The organism is Streptomyces sp. NPDC015242, from assembly GCF_043079125.1.
Taxonomy (GTDB): domain Bacteria; phylum Actinomycetota; class Actinomycetes; order Streptomycetales; family Streptomycetaceae; genus Streptomyces.
In genome coordinates this window covers 1-24,822 of record NZ_JBIBUF010000008.1, presented here as the reverse complement: position 1 = coordinate 24,822, position 24,822 = coordinate 1, and the positions used below count along the sequence as shown (strand labels likewise).

At 73.1% G+C, this 24,822-nt stretch carries 20 protein-coding genes; 14 read left to right on the top strand and 6 right to left on the bottom strand.

Annotated features, from left to right (window positions below; translation table 11 throughout):
* Window positions 1-69: 69 nt before the first annotated feature.
* The gene (locus tag ACF07N_RS25625; protein WP_392117097.1) at window positions 70-1,152 is read left to right on the top strand and encodes a sugar phosphate nucleotidyltransferase; all 1,083 of its coding nucleotides are present in this window, start codon (window positions 70-72) and stop codon (window positions 1,150-1,152) included.
* A gap of 34 nt (window positions 1,153-1,186) precedes the next feature.
* Here the strand turns inward: ACF07N_RS25625 and ACF07N_RS25620 are convergent, their stop codons facing one another.
* From ACF07N_RS25620 to ACF07N_RS25605, 4 genes are all read right to left on the bottom strand, one after another.
* The gene (locus ACF07N_RS25620; RefSeq protein WP_392117094.1) at window positions 1,187-2,188 is read right to left on the bottom strand and encodes a DNA-3-methyladenine glycosylase family protein; all 1,002 of its coding nucleotides are present in this window, start codon (window positions 2,186-2,188) and stop codon (window positions 1,187-1,189) included.
* A 108-nt stretch (window positions 2,189-2,296) separates the two neighbouring features.
* Window positions 2,297-3,616: a coenzyme F420-0:L-glutamate ligase gene (locus tag ACF07N_RS25615; RefSeq protein ID WP_392117091.1), complete on the bottom strand. Its 1,320-nt coding sequence runs from the start codon at window positions 3,614-3,616 to the stop codon at window positions 2,297-2,299.
* Window positions 3,613-4,572 carry a 2-phospho-L-lactate transferase gene (cofD, locus tag ACF07N_RS25610; protein ID WP_383330205.1) on the bottom strand — a complete coding sequence of 320 codons (960 nt, stop codon included), beginning with the start codon at window positions 4,570-4,572 and terminating at the stop codon, window positions 3,613-3,615. Before cofD ends, ACF07N_RS25615 begins: the two co-directional genes overlap by 4 nt.
* A 68-nt stretch (window positions 4,573-4,640) precedes the next feature.
* Window positions 4,641-5,147 carry a cysteine dioxygenase gene (locus tag ACF07N_RS25605; protein WP_383330208.1) on the bottom strand — a complete coding sequence of 169 codons (507 nt, stop codon included), beginning with the start codon at window positions 5,145-5,147 and terminating at the stop codon, window positions 4,641-4,643.
* Between the two features lie 659 nt (window positions 5,148-5,806).
* Between ACF07N_RS25605 and ACF07N_RS25600 the strand changes: the two genes are divergently transcribed.
* From ACF07N_RS25600 to ACF07N_RS25590, 3 genes are all read left to right on the top strand, one after another.
* Window positions 5,807-6,070 (top strand): WhiB family transcriptional regulator, encoded by a 264-nt coding sequence (locus ACF07N_RS25600; protein WP_010034659.1) that lies wholly within the window; start codon window positions 5,807-5,809, stop codon window positions 6,068-6,070.
* 161 nt (window positions 6,071-6,231) lie between these two features.
* Entirely contained in the window at window positions 6,232-9,900 is a 3,669-nt protein-coding gene (locus ACF07N_RS25595) for a glycosyltransferase family 2 protein (protein WP_392117086.1), read from the top strand.
* A complete protein-coding gene (locus ACF07N_RS25590) occupies window positions 9,897-11,423 on the top strand; it encodes a DUF5719 family protein (RefSeq protein WP_392117083.1) in 1,527 nt (508 codons plus the stop codon). Before ACF07N_RS25595 ends, ACF07N_RS25590 begins: the two co-directional genes overlap by 4 nt.
* A 10-nt stretch (window positions 11,424-11,433) precedes the next feature.
* Here ACF07N_RS25590 and ACF07N_RS25585 read toward each other — a convergent pair whose 3' ends face one another.
* Window positions 11,434-11,889 (bottom strand): metallopeptidase family protein, encoded by a 456-nt coding sequence (locus ACF07N_RS25585; protein ID WP_383330218.1) that lies wholly within the window; start codon window positions 11,887-11,889, stop codon window positions 11,434-11,436.
* Between the two features lie 294 nt (window positions 11,890-12,183).
* Between ACF07N_RS25585 and ACF07N_RS25580 the strand changes: the two genes are divergently transcribed.
* The 9 genes from ACF07N_RS25580 (at window position 12,184) to ACF07N_RS25540 (ending at window position 22,204) form a co-directional block, all read left to right on the top strand.
* Window positions 12,184-12,606, top strand: a complete 423-nt coding sequence (locus ACF07N_RS25580) for a DUF3499 domain-containing protein (RefSeq protein WP_010034669.1) — start codon at window positions 12,184-12,186, stop codon at window positions 12,604-12,606.
* Window positions 12,607-12,749: 143 nt separating this feature from the next.
* Window positions 12,750-14,366 carry an L-lactate permease gene (locus ACF07N_RS25575; protein WP_392117079.1) on the top strand — a complete coding sequence of 539 codons (1,617 nt, stop codon included), beginning with the start codon at window positions 12,750-12,752 and terminating at the stop codon, window positions 14,364-14,366.
* A 104-nt stretch (window positions 14,367-14,470) separates the two neighbouring features.
* Window positions 14,471-15,835 (top strand): phosphomannomutase/phosphoglucomutase, encoded by a 1,365-nt coding sequence (locus ACF07N_RS25570; RefSeq protein WP_392117076.1) that lies wholly within the window; start codon window positions 14,471-14,473, stop codon window positions 15,833-15,835.
* A gap of 64 nt (window positions 15,836-15,899) precedes the next feature.
* Window positions 15,900-16,070, top strand: coding sequence for a Trm112 family protein (locus ACF07N_RS25565; RefSeq protein ID WP_383330225.1), 171 nt, complete (start codon window positions 15,900-15,902; stop codon window positions 16,068-16,070).
* A gap of 103 nt (window positions 16,071-16,173) precedes the next feature.
* Window positions 16,174-17,301 carry an SIS domain-containing protein gene (locus tag ACF07N_RS25560; RefSeq protein WP_392117073.1) on the top strand — a complete coding sequence of 376 codons (1,128 nt, stop codon included), beginning with the start codon at window positions 16,174-16,176 and terminating at the stop codon, window positions 17,299-17,301.
* 51 nt (window positions 17,302-17,352) lie between these two features.
* On the top strand, window positions 17,353-18,504 hold the full coding sequence (gene manA / locus ACF07N_RS25555) for a mannose-6-phosphate isomerase, class I (protein WP_392117071.1): 1,152 nt from the start codon (window positions 17,353-17,355) through the stop codon (window positions 18,502-18,504).
* Window positions 18,505-18,658: 154 nt separating this feature from the next.
* Entirely contained in the window at window positions 18,659-19,633 is a 975-nt protein-coding gene (locus ACF07N_RS25550; protein ID WP_392117068.1) for a cation diffusion facilitator family transporter, read from the top strand.
* Window positions 19,634-19,968: 335 nt separating this feature from the next.
* Window positions 19,969-21,426 carry an adenosylhomocysteinase gene (ahcY, locus tag ACF07N_RS25545; RefSeq protein ID WP_190053809.1) on the top strand — a complete coding sequence of 486 codons (1,458 nt, stop codon included), beginning with the start codon at window positions 19,969-19,971 and terminating at the stop codon, window positions 21,424-21,426.
* A 166-nt stretch (window positions 21,427-21,592) separates the two neighbouring features.
* Window positions 21,593-22,204: a hypothetical protein gene (locus ACF07N_RS25540; RefSeq protein WP_392117065.1), complete on the top strand. Its 612-nt coding sequence runs from the start codon at window positions 21,593-21,595 to the stop codon at window positions 22,202-22,204.
* 34 nt (window positions 22,205-22,238) lie between these two features.
* Here the strand turns inward: ACF07N_RS25540 and ACF07N_RS25535 are convergent, their stop codons facing one another.
* The gene (locus tag ACF07N_RS25535; RefSeq protein ID WP_392117062.1) at window positions 22,239-23,258 is read right to left on the bottom strand and encodes an RDD family protein; all 1,020 of its coding nucleotides are present in this window, start codon (window positions 23,256-23,258) and stop codon (window positions 22,239-22,241) included.
* Window positions 23,259-23,385: 127 nt separating this feature from the next.
* Between ACF07N_RS25535 and ACF07N_RS25530 the strand changes: the two genes are divergently transcribed.
* The gene (locus tag ACF07N_RS25530) at window positions 23,386-24,393 is read left to right on the top strand and encodes a stage II sporulation protein M (protein WP_392117059.1); all 1,008 of its coding nucleotides are present in this window, start codon (window positions 23,386-23,388) and stop codon (window positions 24,391-24,393) included.
* The last annotated feature ends 429 nt before the right edge of the window (window positions 24,394-24,822 follow it).

The following is a 24,822-nucleotide window of genomic DNA, read 5'->3' as shown; positions in this document are numbered from 1 at the left end:
GAACGGTCTGCATACACTGACCGGCCGAAAGACAGTTCGGCCGGTCCCGGCAGGAAGCAGAGACGACACGTGACAGAAGCGATCCTCCTGGTCGGCGGCAAGGGCACCCGGCTGCGCCCGCTCACGGTGCACACGCCCAAGCCCATGGTCCCGGCGGCCGGGGTGCCCTTCCTCACGCACCAGCTGGCGAGAGCGAGAGCGGCGGGCGTCGAGCACATCGTCCTGGCCACGTCCTACCTGGCCGAGGTCTTCGAGCCGTACTTCGGGGACGGGTCCGCACTCGGGCTCCACCTGGAGTACGTGACGGAGGAGGAGCCGCTCGGCACGGGCGGCGCCATCCGCAACGTCGCCTCCCGGCTGCACTCGGGACCCGACGACCCGGTCCTCATCTTCAACGGCGACATCCTGACGGGCCTGGACATCCGGGCCCTCGTCGCCACCCACGCCTCGACGGGCGCGGACGTCTCCCTGCACCTGACGAAGGTCACCGACCCGCGCGCCTACGGCCTGGTCCCCACCGACGACACGGGCAGGGTGCTGGCCTTCCTGGAGAAGCCGCAGACACCCGAGGAGATCGTCACCGACCAGATCAACGCGGGGGCCTACGTCTTCCGCCGCTCGGTCATCGACACCATCCCGGCGGGCCGGCCGGTGTCGGTGGAGCGCGAGACGTTCCCCGACCTGCTGTCCGCCGGGGCCCACCTCCAGGGCATGGTCGACTCGACGTACTGGCTCGACCTGGGCACCCCGGCGGCCTTCGTGCGCGGCTCGGCGGACCTCGTGCTGGGCCGGGCCCCCTCCCCGGCGGTCCCCGGCCGCTGCGGCGACCGGCTGGTCCTGCCGACGGCCACGGTCGCGGCCGACGCGAAGCTGTCGGGCGGCACGGTGGTCGGCGAGGGCGCGTTCGTCGCCGAGGGAGCCCGCGTCTTCGGCAGCACCATCCTGCCGGGCGCGGTCATCGAACCCGGCGCGGTCATCACCGACTCCCTCATCGGCACCCGGGCCCGCGTCGGTGAACGCTCGGTCCTCACGGGCACCGTCATCGGCGACGGCGCGGTGATCGGCGCCGACAACGAACTCCGCGACGGCGCCCGCATATGGTGCGACGCCAGGATCCCGGCGGGAGCGGTCCGCTTCTCGTCCGACCAGTAGACCCGACGCCGGGCACCGGGACTCGGGCAGTCCCTCACAACTGCCCGATGTCCCACCGCGGCATCTTCGGCACCCTCCGCGCCGGCACCCGCCCGCTCAGCAGGATCAGCCGGGCGGCCCGATGCCGCTGCCCCGCGTACGGCTCCAGCAGCTCCAGCATCACGGAGTCGTCCGCGTCCCGGTCCCCGGCCAGCGCCCAGCCCACGATCCCCGGCAGATGCAGGTCACCCGTGGTCACCTCGTCCGCCGCGCCATGACTGCGCTGCACCGTCTCCGCCGACGTCCACGGCCCCACCCCCGGCACGAGCTCCAGCCGCGCCCGGGCCGCGGCCGGCTCCATCCGCACGGCCTCCGCCAGCCGCGCGGCGACCCGGACGGCGCGCAGGATCGTCGACGCCCGCTTGTCGTCGACCCCGGCCCGGTGCCACTCCCAGGACGGGATCAGCGCCCAGGTCCGCGGCGCCGGCATCACGCACATCCGCCCGGGCGCGGGCCCCGGCGCCGGTTCCCCGTACGCGCGCACCAGCAGCCGCCACGCCCGGTACGCCTCGTCGGTCGTGACCTTCTGCTCCAGGATCGACGGGATCAGCGACTCCAGCACCAGCCCGGTCCGCGTCAGCCGCAACCCGGGCCGCCGATGCCGCGTCATCGCCAGCAGCCGGTGCCGCGGCACGAACGCCGACGGATCGTCGGCCGCCCCGAGCAGCTCGGGCAACCTCTGGAGCAGCCACTGCGCGCCGGGACCCCAGGCCTCACCGCGGACCCGGCCGCCGGCCGCCGACACCCGGAGCGTCCCGGGCCCGGCCGGCGTCAGAGCGGCCCGCCACACCGACCCGTCCGGCATCGCCCGGAACGTCGGATCCCCCGGCCCGCGCCGCAACGGCCCGAGCACCAGACCGAGATCCAGCGGCCCGTCCGGCACCCACTCGCGCACCCGCGCGGGCCCCGCCGCCTGCCGCGGCACGCCCCCGCCCACGGCGGCATGCCCACCGCGCACGGTGGTACGCGTGGGCCTCGGGGCGAAGCGTCCTGCCATGAGTGAACGTCCCTGGACGACCGAGTGGGGCCCTATGAGGGTAGGCCCGGACGGTGCCTTTCACCGCACCTGTCACGGCACCTGTCACGGACCTCTCACCGCACCGCGTCAGCGCACCGCGATGAACGCCTCCGCGTCCCGCTCCGCGCGCGGCCGCGGCTGCTCCGCCGGATGCCCCACCGCCACCGCGCCCATGGGATCCCACTCGGCCGGCAGCCCCAGCACCTCGCGGACCACGTCCCGGCAGAACATCGTCGAGGACACCCACGCCGAGCCCAGCCGCTCCCCGGCCAGCGCGACCAGGAGATTCTGCACGCCGGCACCCGCGGCGACGACGAACATCTCCCGCTCGGCGCCGTCCCGCCGCGCGTCCCCGTACGTGTGCGAACCGTCCATGACCAGGCAGGGGACGACCAGGTAGGGCGCGTTGCGCAGGACGTCCCCGCGGCGCACGCGCCTGGCGATCGACTCCTCCGACCTGCCGTCCCGCCGCAGGTCGGCGATCCACGCCTCCCGCATGGCGTCCAGCAGCCGCGTCCGCGACTCCTGCGACTCCAGCAGCACGAACCGCCACGGCGTGGTGTGGTGCGGCGCCGGCGCGGTCACGGCCGCGGCCACGGCCCGCCGTACGGCACCGGGGTCGACGGGCTCGTCCGTGAAGGCCCGGACCGTGCGCCGCTGCGTCACCGCCAGCCGCACGGCCTCCGACGTGCCGAGACGGAACATGTCGTCGCGGGCGCCGCGCACCAGGGCCCGCGCTCCCTGCGCTCCGCCGTCCTCCGACACCACGTGGGGCAGTCCGCGCACCACGGCGACGGGCAGCCCGGCCGCCTTGCCCTTGACGAGGTCGCCGGCGGCGGCGAGTTCGTCGGCCGTGGCGACGACGGTGGCGCTGAGCGGGTTGCCGTGGGCGTCCGTGCCGCCGCGCAGATCGTCGAGCACGCGCACGCCGGCGGCGCCGATCGCGACGTCCGTCAGCCCGGCGCGCCAGGGCCGCCCGGAGGTGTCGGTCACGACGACCCCGACGTCGACGCCGAGGGCGTCGCGCAGGCCCGCGCGGATGGCACGGGCCGACGCGTCCGGGTCCTCGGGCAGCAACAGCACCGTGCCGGCGGGGGTGTTGGAGGCGTCGACCCCGGCCGCGGCCATGACCAGGCCCTGCCGGTTCTCCACGATCCGCAGACTGCCCCGGCGGGCGACCACCCGGACCGTCTCCGCGTCGATCGCGGCCTCCCGGTCCACCGCCCGGACGACCCGGCCCTCGGCCTTGGACACGATCTTCGAGGTGACCAGCAGGACGTCCCCGTCGGCCAGCCGGGGCTCCGCTGCCGCTATCAGCTTGGCCAGGTCGTCCCCGGCGGTGATCTCGGGCAGCCCGCTCAGGGCCCACACCCGGTATCCGCCGGCGCGCTGCTCCTCACCGCTCACGCCCCGCGCACCTCCTCCGCCAGGGCCAGTGCCTCCCGGGCCATCCGCGCGGTCGCGTCGGTGTCGGTCATCATCAGCGGCACGGCCCGGCAGCGGATCCCGGCCGCCTCGACCCGCTCCACCGCGCCCGCGTCGACGGTGTCGACGAGCCAGCCGTCCAGCAGGCCCGAGCCGTAGTGCTCGGCCACCGCCGTCGCCGTCGACTCCACGCCCACCGCGGCCAGCACCTTGTCGGCCATGCCCCGCACGGGCGCGTCGCCGACGATGGGGGACAGGCCGACCACCGGCACCCCGGCGTCGGCGATCGCCTCCCGGATGCCGGGCACGGCGAGGATCGTCCCGATCGACACGACGGGATTCGACGGCGGGAACAGGATCACGTCGGCCTCGGCGATGGCCTCCAGGACGCCCGGCGCGGGCTTGGCCTGGTCGGCACCGACCGGCACGACCGCCTGGGCGGGCACCGAGGCGCGCAGGCGCACCCAGTACTCCTGGAAGTGGATCGCCTTGCGCTCGCCGTCGAGCTCGACCGCCACATGGGTCTCGACCCGGTCGTCGGTCATGGGGATCAGCCGCACGCCCGGCTGCCAGCGGTCGCACAGGGCCTCCGTCACCGCGCTCAGCGGATACCCGGCGCCGATCATCTGCGTCCGCACGATGTGCGTGGCGAAGTCCCGGTCGCCGAGGCCGAACCACTCGGGCCCGACGCCGTACGCCCCGAGCTCCTCCTTGAGATGGAAGGTCTCGTCGGCCCGGCCCCAGCCCTGCTCCTCGTTGATGCCGCCGCCGAGCGTGTACATCACCGTGTCGAGGTCCGGGCAGACCTTCAGCCCGAAGAGGTGGATGTCGTCCCCGGTGTTGCCGATGACCGTGATGTCCGCGTCCGGCACGGCCCGCTTCAGACCACGCAGGAACCGGGCACCACCGATGCCGCCTGCCAGAACCACAATGCGCATGGGAGCCAGTCTCGCAGGCCCCCGCGGCAACCGGTGCGCGGCTGTGGACAACCGGCCACGCGGACCGGTCAGGCCGTGAGGGCACCCGGCGCGGTGTGGGCCTCGCAGTGCGGAGCCGTGTGCATCGGCATGTCCGTGAGCCCCGGGTAGTACACGTGCAGACTCACGGCCGGTTCGAGTGCGTCGTTCACCACCTCGTGCACGTACCCCGGCGCGAACACGCGCTGCGCGCCCGCCCGCAAGGCGCGTGTGCCCCGCTCCGTGCGCTCGGTCAGGGTGCCGTCCAGCACGGTCAGCACCCCGGAGGAGCGGCCGTGGTCGTGCAGCCCGCTGCCCTGTCCGGGCACCCAGGACAGCAGCCACACCTCGTAGCCCGGGCCGGTGCGCAGCCGGTGATACCAGCGGCTGGTCGCGTCGTAGCGCACGAGGTGCTCCCACTGGGAGCGGTCGTCGGCGAGGGCGCGGGCGAGGCCGACGAACTCGGCGACGGTGGACGGGTGCTCCCGCGGCGTCTGGAGCAGGTGCGTGACCTCGAGGATGTCGCCGGCGATCTGGAGGTCGCTGTCGCTGTTCATGGGTGTGGTGGTTCCTCAGTGAAAGAAAGGTCAGAGGGAACGGAGGCCGACGGGCGGGTGGCTCGGCCTTCAGCTGGAGCGGGTGTGGCTCAACAGCTGGAACAGCAACAGCTACAGCGAGCGCGGGCAGCACCGACGGACCCGGCGGTGCGGGTCGTGGTGGATGCCAAGTTCGCGAGCATGCCCACAAGGACACCGGTTCACACCCGCACTGTCAACTCGGCACCCGGTATGTGGGATGAGGTTCACCTCATCCGGTCGATCGCTCAGATGAAAGGTTTGTTCATGGCCTTGCCGGGACACATGGCGTCCATCCGGGCGGACAAACCCCGTTGCGCACTCGTGATCCGACTGTGATCCGGTTCGCTTCCAGGGGCGCGTCGGAACGGGATCGAACTCCTGGGCGTCCTTCTTCGTAGAGGTCTGCGAGGGGTCCGGCGGACAGCGTGAGCCCTACGGGGCTCTGTCTGTGTGTCAGGTTTTATGGTGATTTGAACACTTTCCGCATGGGCTTGGTTCCGCAGAGTGAATAAGGGGCTCAATAGCAGATCTCGGCTTGACTCGCCCGGAGCAGCACACTTGTAATTTCACTCGTGTCGTTCAGCCGGAATCGGTAACGGCTAGATCACGGGGACGCGAAAGACAGACGAGGGGCGCACATGACCGAGACGGTGCAGCAACTGCTGGTCGACGACGCGGACGAGGAACTCGGCTGGCAGGAGCGCGCACTGTGCGCCCAGACCGACCCCGAGTCCTTCTTCCCCGAGAAGGGCGGCTCGACCCGGGAGGCCAAGAAGGTCTGCCTCGCCTGCGAGGTCCGCTCCGAGTGCCTCGAGTACGCCCTCGCCAACGACGAGCGCTTCGGCATCTGGGGCGGCCTGTCCGAGCGGGAGCGCCGCCGGCTGAAGAAGGCGGCCGTCTGACCCGGTCCCCAGCGCGAACGGCCCGTCGCAGGTGCGTTGTCCACAGGCGGCGGGCCCCCTTGTTGCGCAGCCGATAGTGTGGGCGCTCGTCCGAGACGCCCCGCTGCCCCCACCGGTCGCGGGCGTCCACCGCAGTCCACCGAACCGGGGCCCGTACCTCGATGTCCGTGCACAGCCACTCGGCAGCCCATCACGACAGCGCTGCCACACCTGAGTTCCCGCGTCATGTGGTGACCGCGGTCCTCGTCTCCCACGACGGCGCGCGCTGGCTGCCCGACGCGCTCGCCGGACTGCTCGGCCAGGAGCGGCCCGTCCAGTACGCGATGGGAGCCGACACCGGCAGCGCGGACGACTCCGCCCAGCTGGTCACCGACGCCCTCGGCGCCGACCGGGTGCTGCACCTGGCCCGCCGCACGGGCTTCGGCCAGGCCGTCGAGGAGTGCGACCGCACGGCACCGCACCTCACGCCCGAGGAGCTGCCCTACCTGAAGCGGCCCAGCGGCTGGGACCCGGTCACCCGCTCGTGGCGCGACGACGCCTACGACCTGCCCGAGCTGCCGTACGGCGAGCCGGTCCAGTGGCTGTGGCTGCTGCACGACGACTGCGCCCCCGAGCCCGACGCCCTGGCCCAGCTGCTGCGGGTCGTGGACAACGAGTACGAGCTGGGCCGCGAGGACGTCGCCGTCGTCGGCCCCAAGCTGCGCGGCTGGTACGACCGGAGACAGCTGCTGGAGGTCGGTGTCACCATCGCCGACTCCGGCCGCCGCTGGACCGGCCTGGACCGCCGCGAGCAGGACCAGGGCCAGCACGACCACGTCCGGCCCGTGCTGTCGGTGTCCACCGCCGGCATGCTGATCCGCCGGGACGTGTTCGAGCAGCTCGGCGGCTTCGACCGCCACCTGCCCCTCATGCGCGACGACGTCGACCTGTGCTGGCGCGCCCACACGGCCGGCTACCGGGTCCTGATCGCCCCCGAGGCGGTCGTGAGGCACGCCGAGGCGGCCTCCCGCGAGCGCCGCACGGTCGACTGCGTGGGCCGCACGGCCGCCTCCCCGCACAAGGTCGACAAGGCGGGCGCCGTCTACACCCTGCTCGTCAACTCCCGTACCGCCGTGCTCCCCTGGGTGCTGCTGCGGATCGTGCTCGGCACCGTGCTGCGGACCGTCGCCTACCTCGTCGGCAAGGTCCCCGGGCAGGCCGTCGACGAGATCCGCGGCCTGATGGGCACGCTGCTGCGGCCCGAGCGGATCCTCGCCGGGCGGCGCCGCCGGGGCGCCCCGCAGATCGACAAGGGCGAGCTGCGGCAGCTGTTCCCGCCGCCCGGCGCGACCATCCGGGCCACCGTCGAGCAGGTCGCGGGCAACCTCGTCGGCAGCTCCGACCCGGAGGTCACCTCCGGCGCCGGCCGGCACGGCGGGGCCGTCGAGTCGGGCCCGGGCGGCGACGACGCGGACTTCCTGGAGATCGAGCAGTTCGCCCGGCTCAAGCGCATCGCGCGCAAGCCCGGCCCGGTGCTCTTCCTGGTGCTGCTGCTGGTCTCCCTGGTGGCCTGCCGCGCGCTGCTCGGCGGCGGTGCCCTCGCGGGCGGCGCGCTGCTGCCCGCCCCGGCCGACTCCGCCGAACTGTGGGCGCGTTACCTGGACGCCTGGCATCCCGTCGGCGCCGGCGGCACCTCCGCCGCGCCGCCGTACGTGGCGATGGTGGCCATGCTGGCGTCCCTGCTGTTCGGCTCGGCCGGCCTCGCCGTCACGCTCCTGCTCGTCTGCTCGGTGCCCCTGGCCGGCCTCACCGCCTACTTCGCCTCCCGGCCCCTGGTCGCGTCCCGGCTGCTGCGCGCGTGGGCGGCCGTCGTCTACGCCTTCCTGCCCGCCGCCACCGGCGCCCTCGCCGGCGGCCGCATCGGCACCGCCGTACTGGCCGTGCTGCTGCCGCTCCTCGCCCGCGCGGGCATCGCCGCGGGCGGCCTGACCGGCCCCGCCGGCACGCGCGGCAGCTGGCGCGCCACCTGGGCCTACGCCCTGCTGCTGACCATCGCCACGGCGTTCACGCCGATCGTGTGGCCGATCGCGCTGCTGCTGGGCGTCGGGGTGCTGGCGCTGCGCCGGTCCGACCTGCCCGCCTACGGGCTGCGGTTCCTGACCCAGCTCGGCACCCCTCTGCTGCTCCTCGCGCCCTGGTCGCTGACCCTGCTCCCGTTCGGCTTCTTCCGGGAGGCCGGCCTGGAGTACGGCCCCTCGGCGGCCTCCGCCCTCGACCTGCTCGGCGCCAGCCCGGGCGGCCCCGGCACCGTCAGCGGCCTCATGCTGATCGGCATCGTGCTGGCCGCGCTCGCCGCCCTGCTGCGCTCGGAACGCCAGGCGGGCATCCGGACGGCCTGGACGGTCGCCCTCACCGGTTACGTCTTCGCGGTCCTGTCCAACGGCTCCACCTGGGCCGGCCCCGCGACCCTCGTCTACGGCATCGCCCTCCTCGCGGCCGCCGCGCTCGGCGCCGACGGGGCACGCGCGCGTGTGGCCGAGCAGAGCTTCGGCTGGCGCCAGCCGGTCGCCGCCCTGATCGCCTTCGCCTCGGCCGCGGGCCCGCTGCTGATCGCCGCCGGCTGGATGATCCGCGGCGCCGACGGACCGCTGGAGCGGCGCGACCCCATCCAGGTCCCCGCGTTCGTCGCCGAGGAGAGCGGCACCCGCGACCAGGCCCGCACCCTCGTCCTCGACAGCGACTCCGGCGCCCGCGTCGGCTACATGCTGGTGCGCGGCTCCGGCGTCCGCCTCGGCGACGGCGAGATCGCCGCGGCCGACGGCGAGAACACCAGGCTCGACAAGGTCGTCGCCAACCTCGTCGCCGGCTCCGGCGCCGACCAGGCCGGCCAGCTCGGCGGCTTCGCCGTGCGCTACGTCCTCGTCGACCAGGGCGCGCCCCGCGAGGTCACCCGCGTCCTGGACGCCACGCCCGGCCTGACCCGGCTCAGCCAGCAGAGCGGCGGAGCGCTGTGGCGGGTCGACCGCGAGGTCGCCCGCGCCACCCTCGTCCCCGCCTCCGGCCCGGGCACGCCCCGGCCCGTCGCCGCGGGCCCCGTCGAGATCCACACCACGGTCCCGGCCGGCTCCGCGGGGCGCGTGCTGCGCCTCGCCGACACCGCCTCCGACGCCTGGACCGCCACCCTCGACGGCAAGCCGCTGACCCCCACCACGGTCGACGGCTGGGCCCAGGGCTTCGAGCTCCCCGCCTCCGGCGGCCGGCTGGACGTCACCTACGACGAGCCGATCGGCCACACCGCCTGGCTGTGGACACAGGGCGCGCTCGCCCTCGTCCTCGTGGTGCTCGCCCTGCCCGGCCGGCGCCGCGACGTCGACGACGACCTGCCCGAGGAGCCCGCCGTACCCGCACAGCCCGTCGCCGGCGAAGGCCGCCGCGCCCGCCGCCTGCGCGCCCAGGCGGAAGCCGGGGCGGAAGGCGCCCCGGAGCCCGAGGAGTTCCCGCCCCCGCAGCCCGGCCAGGCCCCCGCGAGCCTCCCCCGGCAGAACCACGGCCAGTGGGACCCCGCCGGCCAGCCGGGCGGCGAGTACGCCGGCTACGGCGACCAGTACCAGAACGCCGCGCCGTACCCGGCCGACGCCTACGGGCAGCAGTACCAGGCCGATCCGTACCAGGGCGGCCAGTACGACCCCTACGCGTACGGCGGGCACCAGACCCCGTCGTACGACCAGCAGGGCCACGAGCAGCAGGGCTACGACCAGGCCTACCAGGGCTACGGCACGCCGTACGACCCGGCGCAGCAGCACCACCCCCACGGCACGGGCAGTGAGCGTCCCGACGGGAGCCAGCAGTGAACCGCACCACCCTGTCCCTGATCGCCGGCACGACCGCGCTCGCCGCCGTCACCGGCTTCGCCGCGCTGACCCAGCCGGACGCCCCGGACGCGCGGGCCGGCGCCGAGGCGGCGGCCCAACTTCCCGTGGAGCGCACGAGCGTGCTGTGCCCGGCGCCCAGCATGTCCGACATCGCGGAGACGTCCTACACGTCCTTCACGCCCGTCACGAAGGGCACGGGCAGCGGCGGCGAGGCCGCACTCCTGTCAGCCGCCCGGCAGTCGGCGGACGGCCCGGCCGCGGGCAAGGAGGAGGACCGGTCCGGCGGGAAGCAGGACGGCGCACAGGCCGGGAAGCCCGTGCTGAGAGCGAAGGAGCCCGGCAAGCCCGTCACCGGGGACAGCTCCGGCGCGGAGGCGCCCGCGCTGGTCGGCACCGCGGACGGCCGCTTCGCCCCCGGCTGGACCGTCCAGGAGACCACCGAAGTCGCCGCGGGGACCGGGCGCGGTCTGCAGGGCGTCAACTGCACGGCGCCCGACACCAACTTCTGGTTCCCGGGCGTCAGCACGGCGGCCGACCGCACCGACTACGTCCACCTGACGAACCCCGACGACTCGGCCGCCGTCGTCGACATCGAGCTCTACGGCAAGGACGGCGCCCTGAAGTCGGAGGTGGGGGAGGACCTGACGATCAAGCCGCACTCCAGCGAGCCGGTCCTGCTGTCCACGCTCACCGACGAGGAGCAGCCCGGCCTCACCGTCCACGTCAACGTCCGCAGCGGACGGGTCGGCGCCGCCGTGCAGGCCCTGGACGACAGGATCGGCGGCGACTGGCTGGCCGCGTCCGCCGACCCGTCGGGCAGCCTGGTGCTGCCCGGCATCCCCAAGGACGCCACCTCCGTGCGGCTGGTCGCCTTCGCCCCCGGTGACGCCGACGCGGACCTCAAGGTGCGCCTGGCCTCCCCCTCCGGCCTGATCACCCCGGCCGGGAACGAGACCGTGCACGTCAAAGGAGGCATGACGGCGGCCGTCGACCTCGGTGACGTCACCCGCGGCGAGGCAGGCTCGCTGGTGCTGACGCCGACGGACCGGTCCGTGCCGGTGGTGGCGGCCGTCCAGGTGGTGCGCGGCAAGGAGGGCAAGCAGGAGTCGGCGTTCATCCCGGCGACCCGCCCCGTCGGCACGCGCGCGACGTCCGCCGACAACCGGGAGAAGGGCGGCACCCTGTCCCTGACCGCTCCGGGCCCCGCGGCCACGGTCAAGGTCACCGCCTCGGCGGGCAGCGAGGGCGGCACGCCGGTGTCGAAGACGTACACGATCAAGGCCGGCACCACCCAGGACATCGAGCCCCCGGTCCCCGCCGGCCTGAAGGGCACGTACGCCCTCACGGTCGAGCCGGTCTCGGGCGGCCCGGTCTACGGCGCGCGCACCCTGACGGTGACGGACGGCGGCGTCCCGGCGTTCACCGTGCAGACCCTGCCCGACGACCGGGGGACGGTGGCCGTGCCGGACGCGGACGAGGACCTGTCGGTGCTGCAGAGGTAGCGCGGCCGGTTCAGCCCTGGTCCTCGCCGTAGCGCGGATCGACCGTCTCCGGTGTGAGCCCGAGCAGCTCGGCGACCTGCTCGACGACGACCTCGTGCACCAGCGCGGCCCGCTCGTCGCGGCCCTTGGTGCGGATCTCGACCGGCCGCCGGTACACCACCACGCGCGCGGGGCGCCCCTCGCGCGCGCTGATCGTGCCGCCGAGCGGAACCGGCTCGTCGTGCCAGGCCTGGCCGGGCCCGTCGAGCCGGGGCACCTCCAGCACCAGGAAGTCGATGTCGGCGAGCTGCGGCCACCGTCGCTCCAGGCGTTCCACGGAGTCCTGCACCAGATCCGCGAACGCGTCCGCGCGGCTGGCGGCGAGCGGCACCTGCGGGGGTGCGATCGGGCCGCGCATGCCCCGGCCGTGACGATCACGGCGGCGGGGCCCGGGGGCGGCGGCACGGGGCGTTACGGGCTTGTCCATCACTGGTGAAGGGTAGTCCCCGCGGGGCCCGGGCGCCGGGCACCGCACGGGCGCACGGACGGCTTCAAGCCGACCCGCCTGGCATGTCGTTACATGACCATTCAAGCCAAGGTTGGGCTCGATTCCGTATCTCGCCTAGACCGGCGACCTCACGGTAAATGAGCGTTTTATGGCGACTCTTGATCGCTTGCGGGGCCGTCCGACCTCTCGGGCGAGAGTGTCCGGGCAGGTCAGAAAGGTGCCCCCGAAAGGGGGTGTGGGACGTCTCACAGCACGACACGGTGGAGTGACCTGGTGGAGAGTCGTCGCGGCCCGCTCAAGAGTGCGGTACCGTCCAACGTCGTGAGCCCTGTACGTCGCTGTTCGCGCACCGCCTGCGGCCGTCCCGCCGTCGCGACGCTGACGTACGTCTACGCCGACTCGACCGCGGTCCTCGGCCCGCTCGCCACCTACGCCGAACCCCACTGCTACGACCTGTGCGCCGAGCACTCCGAGCGCCTCACCGCCCCGCGCGGCTGGGAGGTCGTCCGGCTGCTCGACGGCTCGGCCCCGGCCCGCCCGAGCGGCGACGACCTGGAAGCGCTTGCGAACGCGGTGCGCGAGGCGGCCCGTCCCCAGGAACGGGCGGCCGGAGCGGGTGGCGGCGGTCGTGCCGCCGACCCGATGGAGGTCGCCCGGCGAGGGCACCTGCGGGTCCTGCGTTCGCCCGACAACTGACCCGGCTTCCCGGTCCGTCCGCTTTTCGGTCTCCCTTTCCCTCCGCACGCGCCCCATTGACGTCGCATTGGCGCGGACATGACCATTCCGTTCTGAGGTCGCGAGAAATCGCTTTCGCATGACGGAAACCCGGGGAGGCGCCCGTGTACGTCCAGGAACTGGATCCCGTCGCCGGCTCGCTCGGCCTGTCCGCCCTGGTGGCGGCCCTGCCCCTGGTGATCGTCCTGGTCCTGCTCGGGGGCGTGCGGATGAAGGCGCACCTGGCGGGCCTGACCGGCCTGCTCGCGGCCGTCCTCGTCGCCCGGCTCGCCTACGGCATGCCGCTCGGCCAGGCCCTCTCCGGCGGAGCCCAGGGAGCCGCCTTCGGGCTCTTCCCCATCCTGTGGATCGTGGTCAACGCCCTGTGGGTGTACCGGATGACCGTCCGCACCCGGCACTTCGACATCCTGCGCCGGTCCTTCGGCCGGCTCTCCGACGACCCGCGCATCCAGGCCCTCGTCGTCGCCTTCTGCTTCGGGGCCCTGCTGGAGGCGCTCGCCGGATTCGGCGCGCCCGTCGCGATCAGCGCGGTCATGCTGGTCGCCCTCGGCTTCGAACCCGTGCGCGCCGCCGTCGTCGCCCTGGTCGCCAACACCGCGCCCGTGGCCTTCGGCGCCATGGGCACCCCGGTCGTCACCCTCGCCCAGGTGACGGGACTGCCGCTCGACTCGGTGGCGTCCGTGGTGGGCCGTCAGACGCCGCTGCTGGCCCTCGTGGTGCCCCTGGTGCTGGTCTGGCTGGTGGACGGCCGGCGCGGGCTGCGCGAGACCTGGGTGCCGGCCCTGGCCTGCGGAGTCGCCTTCGCCGTCGCCCAGTTCGCCGCCTCCACCTACGTCTCCGCCCAACTCGCCGACATCGGCGCCGCCCTGGCCGGCGCCGGAGCCCTGGCCGCCGTTCCCCGCGCGCGCGTGCCCGCCGCCGCGTCCGTGCGCGCCTCCGTGCTGACCGGCGTCCGCAGCGACGAACTGGACCAGGAGGACCCGCCCCGCGAGGTCCTGTGCGCCTACGCCCCCTACGCGCTGATCGTCGCCCTCTTCTCCGTCGCCCAGATCCCGGCCGTCAAGGACCGGCTCGCCCGGGCCACCCGCACCCACGACTGGCCCTTCCTGAACGTGGCGGGACCCGACGGCGAACCGGTCGCGGGCAACGTCTTCACCTGGCCCCTCGCCTCCACCGGCGGCACCCTCGTCCTGCTCGCGGGGATCGCCACGGCCGCCGTCCTCGGCGTCCACGCGCGCGTGGCGGTGAAGGAATGGCTCGCGACCGTCCACGAACTGCGCTTCGCCATCCTGACGGTGACGTCCGTCCTCGCCCTCGCCTACGTCATGAACCTCTCCGGGCAGGCGGCCACGATCGGCCACTGCGTGGCGGCCGCCGGAGCCGGACTGGCCTTCCTGTCACCCGTCCTCGGCTGGTTCGGCGTCGCCGTCACCGGCTCGGACACCTCCGCCAACGCCCTCTTCGGCGCCCTCCAGGTGACCGCCGCCCGCGAGTCCGGACTCCCGCCCGACCTGCTGGCCGCCGCCAACAGCTCAGGCGGCGTCCTCGGCAAGATGATCTCCCCGCAGAACCTCACCATCGCCTGCGCGGCCGTCGGACTCGCGGGCCGGGAGGGCGACCTGCTGCGCAAGGTGCTGCCGTGGAGCCTGGGCCTGCTGCTGGTGATGTGCCTGATCGTGGTCGGCCAGAGCACCCCCGTGCTGGGCTGGATGCTGCCCTGACCTGAGATTACGGCCGTGAGTCGACTCGGCGACCGCCCGGCGGAGCGTGAGCGGGTGCGGGTAGTTTGGACCGACCGATAGGACTTTCCAGGAAGAGGCGGGGCGTGGCTGCTGATCTGTCGCAGGTCGTCAAGGCGTACGACGTACGCGGGGTCGTCCCCGACCAGTGGGACGAGTCCCTGGCCGAGCTCTTCGGGGCGGCCTTCGTGCGGGTCACCGGCGCGAGCGCGATCGCCACCGGGCACGACATGCGGCCCTCCTCGCCGGGCCTGTCACGGGCCTTCGCGCGCGGGGCCGCCGCCCAGGGCGCCGACGTGACCGAGATCGGCCTCTGCTCGACGGACCAGCTCTACTACGCCTCCGGCGCGCTGAACCTGCCGGGCGCCATGTTCACCGCCTCGCACAACCCGGCGCAGTACAACGGCATCAAGATGTGCCGCGCGGGCGCCGCCCCCGTCGGCCAGGACACCGGCCTCGCCGAGATCCGCGAACTGGTCGAGCGCTGGAGCGACACGGGCGCCCCCGAGGCCGCCGCGACCACGGGCACGATCAGCGCCCGCGACACGTTGTCGGACTACGCGGCCCACCTGCGCTCGCTCGTCGACCTGACCTCCGTCCGCCCCCTGAAGGTCGTCGTCGACGCGGGCAACGGCATGGGCGGGCACACCGTCCCCGAGGTCTTCGCCGGCCTGCCCCTGACCCTGGTGCCGATGTACTTCGAGCTGGACGGCACCTTCCCCAACCACGAGGCCAACCCCCTCGACCCGGCCAACCTCGTCGACCTGCAGAAGCGGGTCCGCGAGGAGGGCGCCGACCTGGGCCTGGCCTTCGACGGCGACGCCGACCGCTGCTTCGTCGTCGACGAGCGCGGCGAGCCCGTCTCCCCGTCGGCCATCACCGCCCTGGTCGCCTCCCGCGAACTGGCCCGGCACGGCGGCAAGGGCACGATCATCCACAACCTGATCACGTCCTGGTCCGTCCCCGAGGTCGTCGAGGAGAACGGCGGCACCCCGGTGCGCACCCGCGTCGGCCACTCCTTCATCAAGGCCGAGATGGCCCGCAGCGGCGCGATCTTCGGCGGCGAGCACTCCGCCCACTACTACTTCCGCGACTTCTGGAACGCCGACACGGGCATGCTCGCCGCCCTGCACGTCCTCGCCGCGCTCGGCGGCCAGGAGGGCACCCTGTCCGCCCTCGTCGCCGCCTACGACCGCTACACCGGCTCCGGTGAGATCAACTCCACCGTCGCCGACCAGCAGGCCAGCCTCGCCGCGGTCCGCACGGCCTACGAGGGCCGCGACGGCGTCACCCTCGACGAGCTCGACGGTCTCACCGTCTCCGCCGCCGACTGGTGGTTCAACGTCCGCCCGTCGAACACCGAGCCCCTGCTGCGCCTGAACGCGGAGGCGAGGGACGCGGCCACGATGGCCCGCGTGCGCGACGAGGTACTGGCGATCATCAGGGGCTGAGGCCCCCGCCCCACCGGCGGTAACCTGACCAGGCACGACCCTCCCGCACCTCGAAGGAACCCACATGCCCCTCGAATCCGGCCTCCTCGAGATCCTCGCCTGCCCGGCCTGCCACGCCCCCCTCAAGGAGCAGGACACCGAGCTGATCTGCACCGACACGCAGTGCGGCCTGGCCTACCCGGTGCGCGACGGCATCCCCGTGCTGCTCGTCGACGAGGCCCGCCGCCCCGCGTAGCCGGCGCCCGCGCCACCCCGGGGGCACATACCTCCCGGCCCACCGGGCACCGACGTAGGACGACACCCGCACCACGGACCCCGGCCACCGGAGGCTGCCGCTCATGCTCGACGAATCGCTGCTCGACTCCCCGGAGGGCCTCGCCGAGGCCGACCACCGCGGCCTGCTGCGCGGCGCCGCGGAAGCCGGTGCCCGCGTGCGCACGGCCGCCCGCCACTCGGCCGAGGCCGGCGTCAACGACCTCAAGCCCGACGGGCGCCCCCGCGCGGTCCTCATCGCCGGCCCCGGTGCCGCCGCCACGCACGCGGCCGACCTCCTCGGCACCCTCGCCGGTGCCGGCAGCCCCGTCACCCGCCTCGCCCCCACCGGCGTCGCCCCCGCCGCGGGCGCCCTGCGCTGGGAACTGCCCGGCTGGGCCGGCTCGGTCGACCTCCTGCTGATCACCACCCCCGACGGCACCGAACCGGGCCTGTCCCTCCTCGCCGAACAGGCCTACCGCCGCGGCTGCGCGGTCGTGGCCGTGGCCCCCGGCCGTTCCCCGCTCGCCGACGCCGTGAGCGGCGCGCACGGCCTGTTCGTGCCCATGGCGACCGCCCCCTACGACCAGGAGGAGCCGTTCGCGGCGTCCGCGCCGGGCGTGCTGTGGGCCCTGCTCACCCCGCTCCTCGCGCTGCTGGACCGCACGGGCGTGCTCGCCGCCCCGCCGGACGCCCTCGCCAAGGTCGCCGACCGCCTCGACCGCGTCGCCGAACGCTGCGGCCCCGCCATCGCCACCTACAGCAACCCCGCCAAGACCCTGGCCTCCGAACTCGCCGACGCGCTCCCCGTCGTGTGGACCGAGGGCGTCTCGGCCGGCCCCGCGGGCCGCCGGTTCGCCGCCGCGCTCGCCGAACTGTCCGGCACCCCCGCGGTCGTCGCCGAACTCCCCGAGGCCCTCGCCGCGCACAGCGCCCTGCTCGCCGGACCCCTGGCCGCCAGCGCCGACCCCGACGACTTCTTCCGCGACCGCGTCGAGGAACCCCCCGCCCTGCACGCGCGCGTGGTGCTCCTGCGCGACCGCCCCATCGGCGGCCTCACCGCCGCCCCCGGCGCCCGCGACCTCGCCCTCAGCCACGACACCCCGATCAGCGAACTGGAACCGGAGGAGGGCGGCGAGCTGGAGACCCTCGCGGAACTGATCGCCATCACGGATTTCGCCGCGGTTTACCTGGCGCTCGCTTCGAGGGCCTGATCTTGCCCGGGACACCCTGACGCGCCCGCCCGCACACCCAGAGAGAACCCCATGGACCGCCTCGACAACACCATCCGCCCCTACGCCTGGGGTTCCCCGACCGCCATCCCGGAGCTGCTCGGCGTCGAACCGACCGGTGAGCCGCAGGCGGAGATGTGGATGGGCGCCCATCCCGGCGCGCCCTCGCGCACCGGGCGGGGCACGCTCGTCGAGGTCATCGACGCCGACCCCGAGAAGGAACTCGGCCCGGCCGCCGTCGCGAAGTTCGGCCCCCGCCTGCCGTTCCTCCTCAAGCTCCTCGCCGCCGGAGCCCCGCTCTCCCTCCAGGTCCACCCCGACCTGGCGCAGGCCAAGGAGGGCTACGCGGACGAGGAGCGCCGCGGCATCCCCGTCGACGCCCCGCACCGCAACTACAAGGACGCCAACCACAAGCCCGAGCTGATCTGCGCCCTCACCCCCTTCGACGGCCTGTGCGGCTTCCGCGCCCCGCTGGAGGCCGCCGGGCTGCTCGACGACCTCGGCGTCGACTCCCTCAAGCCCTACGTCGACCTGCTCCACGCCCACCCCGAGGATGCCGCCCTGCGCGAGGTCCTCACCGCGATCCTCACCGCCGACCGCGAGGAGATGACCCGCACGGTCGAGGAGGCGGCCGCCGCCTGCGACCGCATCGGCGGCGCCTACGCCCCCTACGCCGAAATCGCCCACCACTACCCGGGCGACCCCGGCGTCATCGCCGCGATGCTGCTCAACCACGTCCGGCTCCAGCCCGGCGAGGCCCTCTACCTCGGCGCCGGCGTCCCGCACGCCTACCTCAGCGGCCTCGGCGTGGAGATCATGGCCAACTCCGACAACGTCCTGCGCTGCGGCCTGACCCCCAAGCACGTCGACGTCCCCGAACTGCTGCGCATCGTCCGCTTCCACGCCGCCGACCCGGGCGTCCTGCGCCCCGAGGCCGCCCCCGACGGCGAGGAGGTCTACGAGACGCCCATCGACGAGTTCCGCCTCTCCCGCTACGTGCTGCCCGAGGCCGGCGCCGCCCACGACCTCACCCGCCCGACCCCGCAGATCCTGCTCTGCACGGCCGGCACGGTCCGCGCGGGCGAGCACGACCTGACCCCCGGCGCCTCCGTCTTCGTCCCGGCCGGCGAAAAGGCCGAAGTGTCCGGAACGGGAACGCTTTTCCGGGCCACCGTCATCGCCTGACCGTTTCGACGCCCCCCGTGCTGGTGACCTGAGACACCGCGGCCGGAACGGGCTGCAACAATGGCCCACCGTCAAGCACGGGCAAAGCCACGGACGCCGCACACGCGGCGTCCCGGCCCGGAACACACGGCGTACGAAGGGACATCGCGAACATATGAGCGCGTCAGGCGGCACCAAGGCGATCGTGGCGGCACTGGCCGCGAACCTCGCGATCGCGGTAGCGAAGTTCGTGGCGTTCATCTTCAGCAACTCGTCGTCGATGCTCGCCGAGTCCGTGCACTCGCTCGCCGACTCCGGGAACCAGGCGCTGCTCCTGGTCGGCGGCAAGAAGGCCAAGCGCGAGGCCACCCCGCAACACCCCTTCGGCTACGGCCGCGAGCGCTACATCTACGCCTTCCTCGTCTCCATCGTCCTCTTCTCGGTCGGCGGCATGTTCGCCCTCTACGAGGGCTACGAGAAGATCAAGCACCCGCACGAGCTGACGCACTGGTACTGGCCGGTCGGCGTCCTGGTCTTCGCGATCATCGCCGAGACCTTCTCCTTCCGTACGGCCATCAAGGAGTCCAACACCCTGCGCGGCAAGCGCTCCTGGAAGGAGTTCGTCCGCCACGCCAAGGCCCCCGAGCTCCCGGTCGTCCTGCTGGAGGACCTCGGCGCGCTCGTCGGCCTGATCCTCGCCCTCGGCGGCGTCGGCCTGGCCCTGCTCACCGGTGACGCCGTCTGGGACGGCATCGGCACCCTCTGCATCGGCGTCCTGCTCATCCTGATCGCCCTCGTCCTCGCCGCCGAGACCAAGTCGCTCCTGCTCGGCGAGTCCGCCGGCGCCGAGGAGACCCGGAAGATCGAGGCCGCCGTCGTCGACGGCGACACCGTCACCCGCATCATCCACATGCGCACGCTCCACCTCGGCCCCGAGGAGCTCCTCGTCGCCGCCAAGATCGCCGTCCGGCACGACGACACGGCCACCGAGATCGCCTCCGCCATCGACGCCGCCGAGGCCCGCATCCGCGAGGCCGTCCCGATCGCCCGCGTGATCTACCTGGAGCCGGACATCTTCAGCGAGGCCGAAGCCGCCAAGGGTCCCGACCCCGAGGCCTCCCCCGGAGGCCCGGCCCCCGCGGCCCACTGACCACCCGCATCCGCGCCCACGGGGCCCGCCGGACCACCCGGCGGGCCCCGCCGCCGTCCCGGCCGTGCCCCATGCCCGGCCCGATGATCGGCTCGATGTGTTCCCGGGCGGACTGGGGTTCGCCCCCGCCCCCGGTGTAGCTTGGGACGGAGCCAGACGTCGCTGCTGATGGCGGTCGGGCGGTCCCACCGGGGACCGGCCGAGGGAGAGAGGGCCTCCGACGGACTGCGCTGCGTGTACGCGGGCATGCCTGTGTCCTCTTTCGGGCACCCCTGTGTCCGCCGCCGCGCAGACCAGCCGTACCCACCTCGACCCAACCCGAGGAGCAGCTCGCAATGACGACTGTCGAGAACCGACAGGACTTCAAGGTCGCCGACCTCTCCCTGGCCGAGTTCGGCCGCAAGGAGATCACCCTCGCCGAGCACGAGATGCCCGGCCTGATGGCGATCCGCAAGGAGTACGCCGAGGCGCAGCCCCTCGCCGGCGCCCGTGTCACCGGCTCCCTGCACATGACCGTGCAGACCGCCGTCCTCATCGAGACCCTGGTCGCCCTCGGCGCCCAGGTCCGCTGGGCCTCCTGCAACATCTTCTCCACCCAGGACCACGCCGCCGCGGCCATCGCCGTCGGCCCGAACGGCACGCCCGACAACCCGCAGGGCGTCCCGGTCTTCGCCTGGAAGGGCGAGACCCTGGAGGAGTACTGGTGGTGCACCGAGCAGGCGCTGACCTGGCCGGACAGCCCCACCGGCGGCCCCAACATGATCCTGGACGACGGCGGTGACGCCACCCTCCTCGTCCACAAGGGCGTCGAGTACGAGAAGGACGGCAAGGTCCCCTCGCCCGACACCGCCGAGTCCGACGAGCACCGCGTCATCCTGGAGCTGCTGACCCGCACCCTGGGCGAGAACCCCCAGAAGTGGACCCAGCTCTCCTCCGAGATCCGCGGTGTCACCGAGGAGACCACGACCGGCGTCCACCGCCTGTACGAGATGCAGCGCGACGGCACCCTCCTGTTCCCGGCGATCAACGTCAACGACGCCGTCACCAAGTCGAAGTTCGACAACAAGTACGGCTGCCGCCACTCGCTCATCGACGGCATCAACCGCGCCACCGACGTCCTCATCGGCGGCAAGACCGCGGTCGTCTGCGGCTACGGCGACGTGGGCAAGGGCTGCGCGGAGTCCCTGCGCGGACAGGGCGCCCGCGTGATCGTCACCGAGATCGACCCGATCTGCGCCCTCCAGGCCGCGATGGACGGCTACCAGGTCACGACCCTCGACGAGGTCGTCGACAAGGCCGACATCTTCATCACCACGACCGGCAACAAGGACATCATCATGGCCTCGGACATGGCCAAGATGAAGCACCAGGCCATCGTGGGCAACATCGGCCACTTCGACAACGAGATCGACATGGCCGGCCTCGCGAAGATCCCCGGCATCGTCAAGGACGAGGTCAAGCCGCAGGTCCACACCTGGACCTTCCCCGACGGCAAGGTGATCATCGTCCTGTCCGAGGGCCGCCTGCTGAACCTGGGCAACGCCACCGGCCACCCGTCGTTCGTGATGTCCAACTCCTTCGCGGACCAGACCCTGGCCCAGATCGAGCTGTTCACCAAGCCCGACGAGTACCCGACCGGCGTCTACGTGCTGCCCAAGCACCTCGACGAGAAGGTCGCCCGCCTCCACCTGGACGCGCTCGGCGTGAAGCTGACCACGCTCCGCCCCGAGCAGGCCGAGTACATCGGCGTGAAGGTCGAAGGCCCCTACAAGCCGGACCACTACCGCTACTGAGCCCAGCAGCACCGCTGCCGGTCGGTCAGCCACCGGTCGGACTTCTGAGGCAGGCCCCCCGCACCCCCGTGCCGGGGGGCCTGCCCCGTTCCGGCCGACCGGCGTTCCGGCCGACCGGCGTTCGCCGGCCGGTGACCGGCCCAGCCCGTCAGGACCCAGGACCCCCATGCCCCGCGGCCGTTATTCGCTCCACGATCCGCACGATCACACCCCCCTCGCAGAAGAACACTTCCAGTGCGCCCCCGGCCCCTCCGGCTGGCGCTACGTCTCCAGCCTGACCACCCCCTCGGGCGATCACCACGGCTCCGTCGACCTCACCCTGGACGAACTCGGCCGCCCCCTGCGCCTGGAACTCCACGCCGCCGCCTGGCAGGTCCGCGGCGCCGCTCTCGACGGCGTCACCTGGGTCCGCACCGACCCCACCGGAACCGAGGCCACCGAAGGCAATGTGCGCGCCCACGCCTTCACCGGCACCTCCCCGGCGTTCCTCGTCGCCACCGCCCGTCTCCTGCGCCTCACCCCCTCGGCCGCCACTCGCGTACGCCTCGTCGCCTTCACGGATCCGGTCCTCGCCCCGCGCACCGTGGACCAGTCGTGGACCTTGCTGAAAAGAGAAGCACACGCCACTGACAACGGCCCGCTGACCGTGGACGAATACCAGGTCACGGCCCTGGACACGGGCGAGCAGTACGCCGTGCACATCGCCGGCGACGTGGTGCTCGCGGCCCCCGGCATCGAGCTGGAGGACCTCGACTCACCACCGTCGCGGTTCGACTGAGGGGCGGCCCGCGCCACGGCGGTCACGCCCTGCGCTAGGCAGGCGGCACGAACCCGGTACGCGGACGCTGCCCGCCGGCCACCTCGGGCCCCTCGGACGGCCCGTCGGGCCGGGATGAGCGAGCCGCGGAGGCGGCCGATCCGCCGGACCCGGCCGCTGCACCGAAGACCGGTGATCCGCCGACCCCGGCCGCTCCACCGGACGACGCCGGCCCCACGGACGACGCCGGTTCATCGACCGGTGCCGGTCCACCCGCTGCCGCAGCCGGTCCGGCGGGGGGCGGGGAAGCCGGAGCCGCACCCGATTCGCTCCCGAAGGCCCGCCGAGCTTCCCGCGCCTGCCGCTCCTGCACCACGGCCGCCAGATAGGCCGCCGGCGGAACTCCCTGCGGCACCGGAGCCCCGGTCCGTTCCGCGAGGTCGGACGCCAGCCGCTGCGCCATCGACCAGCCCACCTGCGGATCGAGCTGCTGCATCCGCGTCAGGTACTGCCGGACGGCCAGCCACAGCCCGTCCGGCACGGCCGACAGATCGAGCTGCGAGAACCGCCCCGCCAGCCACGGCGGCGGGGGCGGCACGAACCCGGTCCGCGTCACCGGGACCCGCTCCCGCACGACCAGGGTCCCAGCGAACACATCCCCCAGCCGCCGCCCGCGCGCCGACACGAACGAAGCGATACAGGCGACGACCCCGAAGGTCATCAGGATCTCGATCACCCCGATCAGACCCCGCACGAGCGCGTGCCGGAACCGGATCGGCCCACCGTCGTCACGCACCACCCGCAGACCGCACGCCAGCTTCCCGAGCGACCGCCCGTGACTGAGGGTCTCCACCGCGATCGGCACGCCCACCAGCACCAGAACGAACGACGCGATCGACAGCGCGGTCTGCGCCGCCTCGTCCAGGGACGCGGTGGAAGCGACCAGGGCGACGGTCACGGCGACGTAGACCGCCACGGCCGCCACCAGATCCAGCAGCACGGCCAGCGCCCTGCTGGGCAGCCTCGCGGGGCGCAGCTCCAACGCCACAGCCTCGCCCGTCACCAGCTCACTCACGCCCGCCGCCCTTCCCTGCCCTGCCCCCGACAGGGCCAGTCTGCCAAGCTGAGGGCGCATCGCGCCGCAGTACGACAAGCTGATCCACGACGAGCCGCCGACGAACAGCCGAGGAGCAGGCACACCGATGGACCTCGACGTCTTCGTCTCCGCCCACCGAGCGGAGTGGGATCGCCTCGAAGCGCTGCTCCGCCGCCAGCGGCGCCTCAACGGAACGGAAGCCGACGAACTCGTCGCCCTCTACCAGCGTGCTGCCACGCACCTCTCGCTCATCCAGTCCAGTGCCCCCGACCCCCAGCTGACCGGTCGGCTCAGCCAACTCGTGGCACGCGCGCGCAGTGCCGTGACAGGCACCCGGCGCGCGTCCTGGCGCGACGTGACCCGCTTCCTCGCTCACGGTTTCCCCGCCGCCGTCTACAAGTCGCGCCGCTGGTGGGTGCCCACCGCACTCCTCTCCACGGCCGTCGCGGCCCTTCTGGGCTGGTGGATCGGCACCCATCCCGAGGTACAGGCCTCGATCGCGGCCCCCAGCGAACTCCGGGAGCTGACCCGCCCAGGCGGCCAGTACGAGACGTACTACTCCAGCCACCCGGCAGCCAGCTTCGCCGCACAGGTGTGGACGAACAACGCCTGGGCCGCAGCGCTCTGCCTGATCCTGGGCGTCTTCCTCGGACTGCCGGTCATCTGGATCCTCTTTCAGAACATGCTCAACCTCGGAATCGGCTTCGGCCTGATGTCCTCGGCCGGCCGACTCGACACGTTCCTAGGCCTGGTCCTCCCGCACGGCCTCCTCGAGCTGACCGCGGTCTTCGTCGCCGCCGGCACCGGCCTGCGTCTCGGCTGGACCCTCATCGACCCGGGCCCGCGTACCCGGCGCATCGCCCTCGCGGAAGAAGGCCGGGCCGCGATCGGCATGGCCATCGGCCTCGCGCTGGTCCTCTTCGTCTCCGGCGCCATCGAAGGCTTCGTCACCCCGTCCGGCCTTCCGGCCTGGGCCCGCATCACCATCGGAGTCGTCGCCGAACTGGCCTTCCTCGCCTACGTCTGGGTACTGGGCGGCCGTGCGGCACGCGCGGGGGAGACCGGTGACGTCGAGGCGGCGGAACGCAGCGCGACCGTCCCCACGGCCGCTTGATCGTCCCCCCGACCGCCGGATGTGCGACCACCTCCGTTCAGCTGCTAGTCTCCTCTTCGCCCCACAGGAGCCGTTGACACGGCGAGTGCGGGGAGGTAGATTCGAACAGTTGCCTGGAGATGGGCTCTAGCCCTGGGACCGGCGACGGTGAGCATCTGTCTGCTTCTTGAATCGCTTGATTCCAATGAAGCCCCTCCCGATAAATCGGAAATGAGCGCCGGTCAGTCCGGCCCGAAACTTCTGATAAAGTCGGAACCGCCGGAAAGGAAGCCGCGAAAGCGGAAACCTGGAAAGCACCGAGGAAATCGGGTCGAGAAAAGATCTGATAGAGTCGGAAACGCAAGACCGAAGGGAAGCGCCCGGAGGAAAGCCCGAAAGGGTGAGTACAAAGGAAGCGACCGTTCCTTGAGAACTCAACAGCGTGCCAAA

Coding starts and splice junctions, on each gene's coding strand:
- ACF07N_RS25620 (WP_392117094.1), bottom strand. CDS start 2,188: ATGGCAGGACGCTTCGCCCCGAGGCCCACGCGTACCACCGTGCGCGGT.
- cofD (WP_383330205.1), bottom strand. CDS start 4,572: ATGCGCATTGTGGTTCTGGCAGGCGGCATCGGTGGTGCCCGGTTCCTG.
- ACF07N_RS25605 (WP_383330208.1), bottom strand. CDS start 5,147: ATGAACAGCGACAGCGACCTCCAGATCGCCGGCGACATCCTCGAGGTC.
- ACF07N_RS25600 (WP_010034659.1), top strand. CDS start 5,807: ATGACCGAGACGGTGCAGCAACTGCTGGTCGACGACGCGGACGAGGAA.
- ACF07N_RS25595 (WP_392117086.1), top strand. CDS start 6,232: ATGTCCGTGCACAGCCACTCGGCAGCCCATCACGACAGCGCTGCCACA.
- ACF07N_RS25585 (WP_383330218.1), bottom strand. CDS start 11,889: ATGGACAAGCCCGTAACGCCCCGTGCCGCCGCCCCCGGGCCCCGCCGC.
- ACF07N_RS25565 (WP_383330225.1), top strand. CDS start 15,900: ATGCCCCTCGAATCCGGCCTCCTCGAGATCCTCGCCTGCCCGGCCTGC.
- ACF07N_RS25560 (WP_392117073.1), top strand. CDS start 16,174: ATGCTCGACGAATCGCTGCTCGACTCCCCGGAGGGCCTCGCCGAGGCC.
- manA (WP_392117071.1), top strand. CDS start 17,353: ATGGACCGCCTCGACAACACCATCCGCCCCTACGCCTGGGGTTCCCCG.
- ACF07N_RS25550 (WP_392117068.1), top strand. CDS start 18,659: ATGAGCGCGTCAGGCGGCACCAAGGCGATCGTGGCGGCACTGGCCGCG.
- ahcY (WP_190053809.1), top strand. CDS start 19,969: ATGACGACTGTCGAGAACCGACAGGACTTCAAGGTCGCCGACCTCTCC.
- ACF07N_RS25540 (WP_392117065.1), top strand. CDS start 21,593: ATGCCCCGCGGCCGTTATTCGCTCCACGATCCGCACGATCACACCCCC.
- ACF07N_RS25530 (WP_392117059.1), top strand. CDS start 23,386: ATGGACCTCGACGTCTTCGTCTCCGCCCACCGAGCGGAGTGGGATCGC.